An 11,488-nucleotide genomic window follows, 5' to 3' on the forward strand; every position below is an offset into this window, starting at 1 on the left:
CCGGCTCGCGCGGCCCCGGCTGGGGGGCGGGGCCGCGCGAGCCGCGGGTACGCCACCGTCGTCCCGTACGTCCGGCCTGAGGGCCCCGCCACGGGGCCGGGCCACCCACGGGGGACGGGCCGCGCCTCACCGGCCATGAGCCCGTGCGCGGCGCGTCCGGAACCCGGCACCAGGCCCCCCGGCGCGGGGCCTGCGCCCCCCTGGGCCCCTCCGCCCCGGCGGCGCGGCAGCCAAGGCACCCCCACGGCCCTCGCACCGGGCCCGCCCCCGCCGGGCGCCACCCGGCACGACGAGCCGCCCGCACGGCGCGATCCGCCCGGCGCGGGGACCACGCGGAGGCCGCCCCCAGGAGCCCGCCCTCGCGCGGGGCCGCGCGCGCGTCCGGCCAGCCCGAGGGCCCTGCACGGGCGCCGCCACCGGTCCGCGACGCCGTACGCCCCGGGGCCTGCCCCCGTCCGCAGGGACCGGCACCCGCGCACGGAGTGCCCGCACCAGTCCGGGGCCCGGGGGCCCGGACCGGCACCCGCGCACGGAGTGCCCGCACCAGTCCGGGGGCCCGGCACGGGGCCAGGCACGAAGGCCCGTACCGGCCGGGGCGGGGCGTTGGCCGCGGGGCGACGAGCCCGCCCGTGGCGGGTGCCCCCGGCCCTGCCCTCGGGCCGCGCGGGGGTGACAAGGGTTTTCCCCGTATCGGGTTCCTCGCGGGTTTCCCTACTGTCTGCCGCACCGGCGGTTCCCAGCCACCTGCCTGTCAGGTGCATGTAACACGGGACTCCGCCGGGGACGGCCCCGCCCCAGGGGCCGTCGCGTCGGCGGCGGCGCAACGGGCGTACCCGGCCCGGGGACGACGGAGTGCCACCCCCCACGGCACATCCACGATCCCCATGCGCCCGCCGCCCGTCGCGCCCTGCACCGTCAGCCGCTCCGGGAGTCGCCGGAGCTGCCCTGAAAGGGAACACCTTGAACGGTTCCAGGCGGAGACTCATATCCGTCGTGGCGGCGAGCGCCACGATTCTCGGCGTGACCGCCACCTCCGCGGTGGCCCTCGCCGGAGAGGCCACCCCCACCCCGAAGCCGACCGCCCCGGCCTCGCAGACCATGTCCGCGGCCACGCTGCCGAGCGCCCCCGTGGACAAGGTCATCGTCACCTACAAGTCCCGCGCCGCCGAGGCCACGTCGAACGCCGCGGCCAGGAACGACGCCGCGGCCAAGGGCGCGGAGACGGGCGAGAAGCTCAGCTTCGAGCGCCGCCTGGCGACCGGCGCCGCGCTGGTCGACCTCGGCGCGGAGGCCACCAAGCAGGACGTCGCGGAGGTCATGGACGCCTTCCGGGCCGACCCGCAGGTCGCCTCCGTGGAGGCCGACATCCGCGCCTACGCGATGGCCGTCACCCCCAACGACACCGAGTACGCCCAGCAGTGGGACCTCTTCGAGCCCACCGGCGGCATGAACGTGCCCGGCGCCTGGGACAAGACGACCGGCAGCGGCGTCACCGTCGCGGTCATCGACACCGGCTCCGCCGCGCACAGCGACCTGAGCGGGAACACCGTCGCGGGCTACGACTTCATCTCCAGCTCCGCCGACGCCCGCGACGGCAACGGCCGCGACGCCGACCCCAAGGACGAGGGCGACTGGAACGCCACCGACGGCGAGTGCGGCACCGGCTCCCGGGCGAGCAACTCCTCCTGGCACGGCACGCACGTGGCCGGCACCATCGCGGCGACCACGCACAACGCCAAGGGCGTGGCGGGCGTCGCGTACGGGGCGAAGGTCCAGCACGTGCGCGTGCTCGGCAAGTGCGGCGGCTCGTCCTCGGACATCGCCGACGCGATCACCTGGGCCTCCGGCGGCAGCGTCCCGGGCGTCCCGGCGAACCCGAACCCGGCCAAGGTCATCAACATGAGCCTCGGCGGCGCCAGCTCCACCTGCCCGACCGTCTACCGGAACGCCATCGACGGAGCCGTCGCACGCGGCGCCACCGTCGTCGTCGCGGCCGGCAACAGCAACGCCAACGCGTCCGGCTTCACACCCGCCAACTGCGCGGGCGTCATCAACGTGGCGTCCACCAGCCGCGAGGGCAACCGTTCGTACTACTCGAACTACGGCTCCATCATCGACGTCTCGGCCCCGGGTGGTGAGACCCGCCGCGCCACCGACACGCCCGGCACCGTCACCACCCCCGAGAACGGCATCCTCTCCACGCTGAACTCCGGCACCACCACCCAGTCGCTGGAGAACTACAAGCCCTACCAGGGCACTTCGATGGCCGCCCCGCACATCGCCGGGCTCGCCGCGCTGCTCAAGTCGGCCAAGTCGACGCTGACCCCGGCCGAGATCGAGTCCGCGATCAAGGCCAACGCCCGCCCGCTGCCCGGCACCTGCTCCGGTGGCTGCGGCGCCGGTATCGCGGACGCGACCAAGACCGTGAACGCCGTGACCGGTACCACCACCCCCGGTACCGGAGCGGTGTTCACCAACACCACGAACGTTACGATCTCGGACAACACCACCGTGACGTCCCCGATCGCCGTCACCGGCCGCACCGGCAACGCCCCCACGGCCCTCAAGGTCGATGTGGACATCAAGCACACCTGGCGCGGTGACCTGGTCATCGACCTGGTGGCCCCGGACGGCACCGCGTACCGGCTGAAGAGCTCCAGCGGCAGCGACTCGGCGGACAACGTCCTCGCCACCTACTCGGTGAACGCCTCCGCCGAGGCGGCGAACGGCACCTGGAAGCTCCAGGTCCGGGACGTGGCGTCGGGTGACACCGGCTACATCGACTCGTGGGGCCTGACCTTCTGATCGACCCGCAGTCAGGACATCTCCACAGGTCAGGGGCGTGCCCGCGGCAATTCGCCGCGGGCACGCCCGCTTGTGTGTTCGTCCACATACCGGACAGCACACCTGGATTCCCGGGGTCCAGTTCGTATGCTGCGCTCGCGAGCGGATCGCGGAACGGATCGCGGAACGGATCGCGACAGGGCGCGGGCAGGGGGTCCGTGCGCCGGAGGGTGGTGGTCGCAGATGAGGTCGGTGCCGTACCCCTCCACGCCGTGCGCCCCCGCGTCGCACGGCGCCACGCCCTACGCCGCCGCGGCGTACGGTTCCGGCCAGGCCGACCGGGCGGCGCCCGTCGGGCGGGCCGAGCTGCTCTCCCGGCTCGAACGCGTGCTGCTCAACCGTGGGCGCGCCCTGCTCACCGGGCCCCCCGGGGTCGGCAAGACGGAGGTCGCCGAGGCGGCCGCCGACCAGGCCTCGGCGCGCGGTGAGACGGTGGTGTGGCTCGCCCCGCAACCCGCCGATCACGCCATGCCCGGCGCGGCGGCTGCCGCGCTCATCGCCTCCGTCCCCGCCTTCGCGCTGGAGGGCCTGCCGGGGCCGCAGCGGGACGCCGTCGCGGTGCTGTGCCGGGAGTCCGTCGCGCTGGAGAACGGCTGGGACCCGATCGCGCTGCGGCTGGCCGTCGCCGGCGTCCTGCGGACCCTTGCCGAGCGGTCCCCCGTCCTCCTGGTCGTCGACGACGCCCAGCGCATCGACGCCGACAGCGCGGACCTGCTCCGCTTCGCCCTCCACCTCGCGCCGCCCGCGCTGCGGGTCGTCGCCGTCGAGACGCCCGCCCCGTACGCCGTCGGCGGCGCCGACGGCGGTGGCGCGCCCATGCCGCTGTGGGTGGCCTCCGAGGCCGACGTCCTGCTGGTGCCGCCGCTCCAGGCCGACGAGATGGCCGAGCTCCTGGTCCACCACCGGTTGCCGTCCCGGCTCGCGGGGCGCATCCACCGCGCCAGCGGCGGCAACCCGCGTCTCGCGCTCGCCGTCGGCCGGTCGCTGGCCGACTCCCGGACGCCGGTGCACCACGCCGAGGCGCTGCCCCTGTCGGGCCGCGCCCGGGACGTGACGCGCAGGATGCTCGCACCCGCCTCCGCACCGGTACGGGCCACGCTGCTGCTGGCCGCTCTGGCGCTGCGCCCGACCACCGCGCTGCTGCGCCGGGCGGGCCGCCCGACGGCGGAGGCGGAGCTGGCCGCCGCGGAGCGGGCCGGGCTGATATCGCTCACCGAGGACGGGACGGTCGCGTTCACGGCCGGGCTGCTGCCCTCCACCCTCGTCCACGACACCTGCTGGACCGAACGGAGCCGGGGGCACGCCGCGCTCGCCGCGGTGGCGGACGATCCGGTGGAGGCGGTACGGCACCGGGCCCTGGCCAACGACGTGCCGGACGAGGACCTGGCCGCCGAGGTCGCGGTGGCGGCCGACACCGCGCGCCGGCGCGGCAACAGCGCGCTCGCCGCCGAACTGGCGCTGCTCGCCGCCGAGACGACGCCCGCGGGGCTGGGGCGCCGCCGGCTGGAGCGGCTGGTGGACGCCGCCGAGGAGGCCGCGCGGGCCGCCCGCGCGGATCTCGCGATGCGTGCCGCCGCCGACCTGCTGGCACGCGACGCGACGCCCGCCGACCGGGTCCGGGTGCGGCTGGCCGTGCTGGACACGGCGGGGCAGGGGCTGACCGATCTGGACGAGATCTATGTGCACGCCATGGAGGACTCGGAGGGTGAGCCGGCGCTGCGGGCGGCCGTGCAGCTGCGGCTGGCGGTGAAGTACGTCCTCGCGGACGGCGATCCGGTGCGGTCCCGGACCGCGGCGGTCGAGTCGGCGGCCCTCGCCATGTCCGTGGGCGACCGGCACACCGCCGCTCAGGCGCTGACCCAGCAGGCGCGGATCGACCGGGTGCTCGGGTCGCCGGACGCGGAGCGGACGCTGGCCGAGGCGCGCGCGCTGGAGATGACGGACCGGCCACTGGGCGTCCGCAACACGGCCCAGATCCTGACGATCCGTCATGCGCTGTTCGACGACCGGCTCACCGAGGCGCGGGACCAGCTGTACGCGCTGCTTCCGCTGGTCGAGCGGCGCGGGCCGGTCGAGGACGCGATCGAGCTGTTCCGTACGCTCGCCGAGGTCGAGGCGCGGCGCGGCCAGTGCGCGGCGGCCCTCGCGCACGCCGGCCGGTCGCTCGCCCTGACGCTGGAGGCCGGCCTGTCACCGGGACCCGCCTGGTACGCGCTGGCGCTGGCCGAGACCGCGGGCGGCAGCTTCGCGCGGGCGGCCGGGTACGCGCGGCGCAGCGTCCGGGCGTCCGAGGAGGAGGGCGACCACGTCTTCCTCTCGCGCAGCCTGTACGCGCTCGGGCGGGTCCAGCTGGTCACCGGGGACGTGGCGGGGGCGCTGGAGACGCTGCGCCGGGTACGGGACGGGGAGAGCGCCCAGTGCGCGGTCGACCCCTCCATGCTGCGCTGGCACGAGGAGCTGGCGGAGGCGCTGCTCGCGGGTGACGCCCTGGAGGAGGCCCAGGCGCTGCTCGCCGATGTGGGCCCGGTCGCGGAGCGGCTCGGCCGCTCGACGGTGCTGCTGGGGTGCGACCGGGTGTACGCGCTGTGCCTGGCGGCGGGCGGGAAGACCGATGAGGCGGTCGATCTGCTCGTCGAGACCGCCGACCGGTTCGCCGGGCACGGGCTCGTGCTGGAGCAGGGGCGCTGCCTGATCGCCCTGGCGCGGGTGGAGCGGCGGCGGCGCAGGCGGTCGGCCGCGCAGGCGGCGATGCAGGCGGCGGCGGCCGTCTTCGAGCGGGCGGGCGCCGTGCCGTGGCTCGGACTGACGGCGGAGAGCCCGCCTCCCGCCGATCCCGCGGTGGCCCCCGCCGCCGGGAGCGCCCTGTCCCGGCTGACCGAGGCCGAGCTGCGGCTGGCCCGGCTCGTCGGGGAGGGGGCGAGCAACCAGGAGGCCGCGGCCCGGCTGTATCTGAGTGTGAAGACGGTGGAGGCGCGGCTGACCCGCATCTACCAGAAGCTCGACGTCCGCTCCCGCGCCCAGCTGGCGACAGCGCTCAACGGACTCGCCGCGCCCTCGCGCTGACCGCTTCCCGGCGGGCGGCGGTGGCCGCCTGCCGGGTCCGGTCGAGCGGCATACGCTGGAAACAGCGCAGTCGTTCCGATGTCGGGAGGCGTCATGACGTTCGTGCAGATCATCGACTGCAAGACCGACAGGGTCGAGGAGATGAACCGGCTGATGGACAGCTGGGCCGAGGCCACCCGGGGCAAGCGGACGGCGACCCACGCGCTGATGGGCCGGGACCGTTCGGACTCCACCCATGTCCTGGAGATCGTGGAGTTCCCCTCGTACGAGGAGGCGATGGAGAATTCGAGACTGCCGGAGACCGACCGGATCTTCCGGGAGATGACGGCTCTCTGCGACGGTGAACCCACCTTCACGGATCTCGACGTCCTCCGCGACGAACAGCTCAACAAGCTGGTCGTCGAGAAGTTCGTCGACGAAGTGATCAACCAGGCGAACAGCGACGCGGCCGACGAGCTCTGTGCCCCGGGCTACCGGGAGCACGACCCGTCCCTGCCGTCCTACGACGTGGACCTGGAGACGGCCAAGGCGGAGAACCGGGAGATCATGCAGGCGTTCCAGCCGACGTGCACCATCGAGGGGCTCGTCGCCGAGGGCGACACCGTGTGCCTGCGGATGTCGTTCACGGGCCGGCACGTCGGCGCGTACCGGGGCATCGAAGCCAGCGGCCGGGAGGTGTCCGGCACCGGTCACGCCACGTTCCGCTGCGAGGGCGGCAAGATCGCGGAGAGCTGGTGGAACGTGGACGACCTGGGTCTGATGCGGCAGCTGGGAGTCGTACCGGAGTAGTGCCGCGGGAGCCGCCGGGCGGCGCCGGTGGGAGACCGGCACCGCCCCCGCACCCCGGCGTGGCGCGCCGGGCCCCGCCCCCGCGTTCCGGGGAGCCGGCGTGCGCGGCGTCGAGGGGCGGCGGGGGCTCGTCACGTCCTCGTGCACCGGGCGGCGGCGCGGAGCCCCGGCCGGTGCGGCGTTCCGGCGTGGCCGGCCGCGCCGGCGGGTGCGGGTGCGGATCCGCCGTCAGCCGTGTCCCGGTCGGCCGATCAGGCCCTGAGCGGTCAGTTCACCGGCGACGAGGGCGGCGTACTCGGTGGCTCCGCGTACCGACGTGTGGGTGTTGTCGCGCTTCTCGTCGGTGAGGTACAGGGCCTTGGAGGCCTGCGGGCCGAGCGTTTCGACGCGCGCCTTGGTGAGCGCGGTGAGATCCACCAGCGGGGTGCGGAGGGTGGCCGCGAGCGCCCGGATCTCGGCGGGGTGGTCGACGCCGAGGCCGTTGACGAGCAGGGCGGTGCCGTTGTCCAGGGTGCCGTCCGCGTTGAACCAGCGGCGGACGACGGGGGTGACGAGGACCGGCCGTCCGCCTTCGGCCCTGACGCCTTCGACGAGAGCGGTCAGGTTGGCGCGGTAGGCCTGGGCGTCGGTCCGTTTGTCGTTGTGGGCGAGTTGGACGAGGACGAGGTCGCCGCGGCCGATCCCCCGGCGGACGGCCGGGAACAGGGCCGGGTCGGTGAGGTAGCTGACCGTGCTCTCGCCGGAGTCGGCGTGGTTGGCGACGACCGTGCCGCGCTCCAGCAGGCTCGGCAGCCGCTGTCCCCAGCCGGCGTACGGGGCCTCCGGCTGGTCGCAGACCGTGGAGTCTCCGACGAGCACGATCCGGCGGGTGGCGCTCGGCGCGGGCGTGACCCGGATCGCGGCGAGCGCGGGGGCCGGCCCGTCGAGGGTGAGGTCGAGTCCCGGGGTGCCGGCGGGGCCGGTGGGCTCGCCCTCGGGGGTGCGTACGTCGACGGTGAAGGAGCGCCGGACGTACTGTCCGGCCGCGGTGGTGGTCTCGGGCAGCATCGCGCGGCGGGTCTCGGCCAGGACCGAGGTGGTGGCGGGACGGTCGCCGCCGAGGGTGAGCGTGACGTCGTACGCGCCGGGCGGGACGTCGAAGTGGCAGACCACCGGGGCGGTACCGGTGCAGTGGCCGGTGCCGGAGCCGTACGGCGCGGAGGCGAGGGCCGGGGCGGTGGGCAGGCCGGCCAGGGCCGCCAGGGCGGTGACGAGGACGGCGGGGCGTGTCCCGCGGACGGTCATGCGCCGGCCCCGGGCCCGTCGGCGACCGGTACGCCGAAGTCCGGGGTGCCGTCCGGATTCCAGTGGAGCCGCTGGACACGGGTGTGGCGGTTGGGGTCGTTCAGCGGGTCGCCGGTGATCTCCTTGTACTGGCGGGCGTGGTAGACGAGGACGTCGGTGCGGCCGTCCTCGGCGACGGTGAAGGAGTTGTGCCCGGGGCCGTACTGGCGGGTGGTGTCGTTGCTGGTGAACACCGGCCGCGGCGACTTGGTCCAGGAGCGCGGGTCCATCAGGTCGCTGTCGGCGTCGGCGGTGAGCAGGCCCAGGCAGTAGTTGCTGTCGGTGGCGCTGGCCGAGTACGTCATGAAGACGCGGCCGTTGCGCCGGATGAACGCGGCGCCCTCGTTCACCTTGAAGCCGACGCGCTCCCAGTCGTATTCGGGGGTGGTGAGACGGACCTGCGGACCGGTGAGCGTCCAGGGGTCGGCCATCCGGGACAGGAAGACGGCGGTGTTGTTGTCCATGCCGGGCTCGTGCTGCGCCCAGGCGAGGTAGCGGGAGCCCCGGTGGGTGAAGGTGGTGGCGTCGAGCGAGAAGGTGTCCCAGGCGGTGACGATCCGCCCCTTCTCGGTCCAGGTGCCCTTGAAGGGGTCCCTGCTGGCGTTCTCCAGCACCCACATGCGGATCTTCCAGATGTCGTCCGCGGGTGCCGCGGCGAAGTAGATGTACCACTTCCCGTCGATGTGGTGGATCTCCGGCGCCCAGATGTGCGCGCCCATGTCGCCGCTGTCGTGCTTCCTCCAGATCACCGCCTCCTCCGCGGTGGCGAGGCCGCGGATGGTGCGGGAGCGGCGCAGGATGATGCGGTCGTACTCGGGGGCGGTGGCGGTGAAGTAGTAGGCGCGGTCGGTGTGGCGGTGGATGTGCGGATCGGCGCGGTTGCGTACGAGGGGGTTGGCGTAGGCGCGCTGCGCGGCGGTGGTCGCCGGGGCGGCGCTCGCGACTCCCGGCGCGGCGGCGAGCGCGCCCACGGCGAGGGCGCCCTGGAGGAGCAGGCGGCGGGTGGGGGGTGTGGGGTCGTGGCTCATGCGGGGGTGCCCTTCCGTCCCGGTGTCGGGCCCAACGGCCTTACGGAGACCGCTTGTTCGGGATCCCGAACATCATCTGCAATACCGAACGGCGAAACGGTAAGGGCGTGGTACGGGAAGGTCAACGGGTCCGACGTGATTGGTGCGGCCGCCGGCCCGTGGGCCCCGGCCACCGCGGTGCTCTCGCCGGTGCGTAGGCGCCGGGCGCGGCGCGGTCCGGGCTGCCGGCCGGGCAGCGGGGGCCCCGCGGACGCGGCCGGCCGGACGTGCGGGGGTTCGCCGCTCACCCCCGTGGCCGGGGCCAGGCCGCCGGGGCTTCGGCCCGGCGCCGGCGGCGGGGCGGCATCATGGACACATGCGAACCCGGCCTGTGCTCGTCTTCGACGGTGACTGCGGCTTCTGCACGGCCTGCGTGGCCTTCGTCGGGCGCCGGCTGCGCCCCGACTGCGACATCGTGCCGTGGCAGTCGGCGGATCTGGCCGCGCTGGGGGTGACACCGGAGCGCGCCGGCCGTGAAGTGCTGTGGGTGACCCCTGTCGGCAGGGTGTACGGCGGCGCCCAGGCGGTGGCGAAGATCCTGCTGCGCGCGGGCCGGGGCTGGGCGCCGCTGGGGGCGCTCCTCCTGGTGCCTCCGGTGCGGTGGGCCGCCCACGGGGTCTACCGGCGGGTGGCGGACAACCGCCACCGGTTGCCGGGCGGCACGGGAGCGTGCGCCGTTCCCGCGCGGCGCCCGAACGGCGTCTGATCGCGGGCCGGCGCCCCGCACACCGATGCCCTACGCGCGGGACCGGGCGGGCGGCCCGGGCCGGCACCGCGGCCACCGCCTCGGCACCGGACCGGGGCGGCCGCGACCGGCCGCCCCGGTGTCAGTGCGTCAGCAGGGAGTCGTCCTCCGGGCGTGCGCCGGGGAGGCGGTGGCGGGCGGCGACCAGGGCCGTGTCCACGTCCCCGGTGCCCGTGGCCACGCACAGGGTGCGGGCGAGTTCGGCCATGCGCTCCCGTACTTCGGGGCTGCCCGCCTCGGCATGCAGCAGTTCCAGGGTCGTGTACTGCTCGACCAGGTTGTTCAGGACGGCGGGGTGAGCCATCAGCACGGCCGGTCTCCTTCCTGACGCCAAGCGCCGGTTGTCCGCGTGAGGCCCTGCTACCCGGTGATCCGTTCCGCATGCCCCGGCGTCCTGGGCTAGCTTCACCCTCATGACCAGCGCCGCAACCCCCAGCTTCGCCGAAACGCTGACGTCCCCGGGCTCCCCCGTCGTCCTCGACGGCGGGCTGGCCGGCCGACTGGAGGCCGCCGGGCACGACCTGAGCGACGGTTTGTGGTCGGCGCGGCTCCTCGCCGAGGGGCCGGAGGCGATCGTCGCCGCGCACCTCGCCTACTACCAGGCCGGCGCGAGCGTGGCGACGACCGCGAGCTACCAGGCCACCTTCGAGGGCTTCGCGCGTCGCGGCATCGGGCACGACCGGGCGGCAGGACTCATGGCACTCGGCGTGGAACTGGCGCGAGAGGCCGCCCGGCGGGCCGAGGCGCAGGCACCGGGACGGGCGCTGTGGGTGGCCGCCTCCGCCGGACCGTACGGTGCGATGCTCGCCGACGGGTCGGAGTACCGGGGCCGGTACGGGCTGACCGTCGCCGAACTGGAACGGTTCCACCGCCCGCGGCTGGAGGTACTGGCCGCCGCCCGCCCGGACGCCCTCGCGCTGGAGACCGTGCCGGACGTGACCGAGGCGCGGGCGCTGGTGCGCGCGGTACGGGGTCTCGGCGTACCGGCATGGCTGTCGTACAGCGTCGCCGGGCACCGGACACGCGCGGGCGGGTCCCTGGAGGAGGCCTTCGCGGTCGCGGCCTCGGCGGAGGAGATCGTCGCCGTCGGGGTGAACTGCTGTGCGCCCGAGGACGCCGCTCACGCGGTCGCGGTGGCGGCCCGTGTCACGGGAAAACCGGTGGTGGTGTACCCGAACAGCGGCGAGGTGTGGGACGCCGGGGCCCGTGCCTGGCGTGGTCGTCCGACGTTCTCCGCCGAGCGGGCCGCCGGCTGGCGGCAGGCCGGCGCGCGGCTGATCGGCGGCTGCTGCCGTGTCGGCCCGGGCGCGATCGCCGAACTGGCCGCGGCAGCCGGCTGATTACTCGATCGTTTGACCGAACCGCCTCCGGTCGATCACCATGCCGGTGCCGACGACGTGCCGACGGTTTGGAGTGCCGCGATGCCGCCCGGGAACGCCCACCGTCCGCCACCACGAGCCGCCCGCGACACGAGCGAGAGGCCGGCGGCCACCGCCCTCGCGCCGGGCCCCCGCGCGGACTCGGCCGCTGCCCGCCGCACGGCGCCCCCGCTCGTTCCCGGCGGCCCGGCGCCCGGCCGGCCCCGCGCCGTCGCCGCCATCACCGGCACCTCGGCGCTGATCGGCGGCTTCCAGCGGGTACGGACCGAACGGGCCCT

At 75.3% G+C, this 11,488-nt stretch carries 8 protein-coding genes and 1 pseudogene; 6 read left to right on the forward strand and 3 right to left on the reverse strand.

Annotated elements, in window-relative coordinates; all coding sequences use genetic code 11:
• Nucleotides 1-993: 993 nt before the first annotated feature.
• The 3 genes from ABD347_RS27080 (at nucleotide 994) to ABD347_RS27090 (ending at nucleotide 6,696) form a co-directional block, all read left to right on the forward strand.
• Nucleotides 994-2,805: a S8 family peptidase gene (locus ABD347_RS27080; protein WP_344366112.1), complete on the forward strand. Its 1,812-nt coding sequence runs from the start codon at nucleotides 994-996 to the stop codon at nucleotides 2,803-2,805.
• Nucleotides 2,806-3,027: 222 nt separating this feature from the next.
• Nucleotides 3,028-5,907 carry a helix-turn-helix transcriptional regulator gene (locus ABD347_RS27085; RefSeq protein ID WP_344366096.1) on the forward strand — a complete coding sequence of 960 codons (2,880 nt, stop codon included), beginning with the start codon at nucleotides 3,028-3,030 and terminating at the stop codon, nucleotides 5,905-5,907.
• Between the two features lie 93 nt (nucleotides 5,908-6,000).
• Nucleotides 6,001-6,696: an ester cyclase gene (locus ABD347_RS27090; protein ID WP_344366098.1), complete on the forward strand. Its 696-nt coding sequence runs from the start codon at nucleotides 6,001-6,003 to the stop codon at nucleotides 6,694-6,696.
• Between the two features lie 228 nt (nucleotides 6,697-6,924).
• Here the strand turns inward: ABD347_RS27090 and ABD347_RS27095 are convergent, their stop codons facing one another.
• Complete coding sequence (locus ABD347_RS27095; RefSeq protein WP_344366099.1) at nucleotides 6,925-7,980, reverse strand: rhamnogalacturonan acetylesterase; 1,056 nt, start codon at nucleotides 7,978-7,980, stop codon at nucleotides 6,925-6,927.
• Nucleotides 7,977-9,047, reverse strand: a complete 1,071-nt coding sequence (locus ABD347_RS27100; RefSeq protein ID WP_344366101.1) for a glycoside hydrolase family 43 protein — start codon at nucleotides 9,045-9,047, stop codon at nucleotides 7,977-7,979. Before ABD347_RS27100 ends, ABD347_RS27095 begins: the two co-directional genes overlap by 4 nt.
• A gap of 355 nt (nucleotides 9,048-9,402) precedes the next feature.
• Here ABD347_RS27100 and ABD347_RS27105 point away from each other — a divergent pair, with 355 nt between their 5' ends.
• A complete protein-coding gene (locus ABD347_RS27105; RefSeq protein WP_344366102.1) occupies nucleotides 9,403-9,792 on the forward strand; it encodes a thiol-disulfide oxidoreductase DCC family protein in 390 nt (129 codons plus the stop codon).
• Between the two features lie 121 nt (nucleotides 9,793-9,913).
• On the opposite strand, the gene ABD347_RS27110 is transcribed toward ABD347_RS27105, so the two are convergent.
• Nucleotides 9,914-10,141, reverse strand: coding sequence for a DUF5133 domain-containing protein (locus ABD347_RS27110; protein ID WP_344366105.1), 228 nt, complete (start codon nucleotides 10,139-10,141; stop codon nucleotides 9,914-9,916).
• Nucleotides 10,142-10,244: 103 nt separating this feature from the next.
• Here ABD347_RS27110 and mmuM point away from each other — a divergent pair, with 103 nt between their 5' ends.
• Nucleotides 10,245-11,171 (forward strand): homocysteine S-methyltransferase, encoded by a 927-nt coding sequence (gene mmuM / locus ABD347_RS27115; RefSeq protein WP_344366107.1) that lies wholly within the window; start codon nucleotides 10,245-10,247, stop codon nucleotides 11,169-11,171.
• Nucleotides 11,172-11,252: 81 nt separating this feature from the next.
• Nucleotides 11,253-11,488 (forward strand): annotated as a pseudogene (locus tag ABD347_RS27120) (hypothetical protein); the annotation flags it as partial.

The organism is Streptomyces gobitricini (assembly GCF_039532985.1).
GTDB classification, from domain to species: domain Bacteria; phylum Actinomycetota; class Actinomycetes; order Streptomycetales; family Streptomycetaceae; genus Streptomyces; species Streptomyces gobitricini.

Excerpts from the sequence above, each read along its gene's own strand:
- ABD347_RS27085 (WP_344366096.1), top strand. The coding sequence starts at position 3,028 with ATGAGGTCGGTGCCGTACCCCTCCACGCCGTGCGCCCCCGCGTCGCAC.
- ABD347_RS27090 (WP_344366098.1), top strand. The coding sequence starts at position 6,001 with ATGACGTTCGTGCAGATCATCGACTGCAAGACCGACAGGGTCGAGGAG.
- ABD347_RS27095 (WP_344366099.1), bottom strand. The coding sequence starts at position 7,980 with ATGACCGTCCGCGGGACACGCCCCGCCGTCCTCGTCACCGCCCTGGCG.
- ABD347_RS27100 (WP_344366101.1), bottom strand. The coding sequence starts at position 9,047 with ATGAGCCACGACCCCACACCCCCCACCCGCCGCCTGCTCCTCCAGGGC.
- ABD347_RS27105 (WP_344366102.1), top strand. The coding sequence starts at position 9,403 with ATGCGAACCCGGCCTGTGCTCGTCTTCGACGGTGACTGCGGCTTCTGC.
- mmuM (WP_344366107.1), top strand. The coding sequence starts at position 10,245 with ATGACCAGCGCCGCAACCCCCAGCTTCGCCGAAACGCTGACGTCCCCG.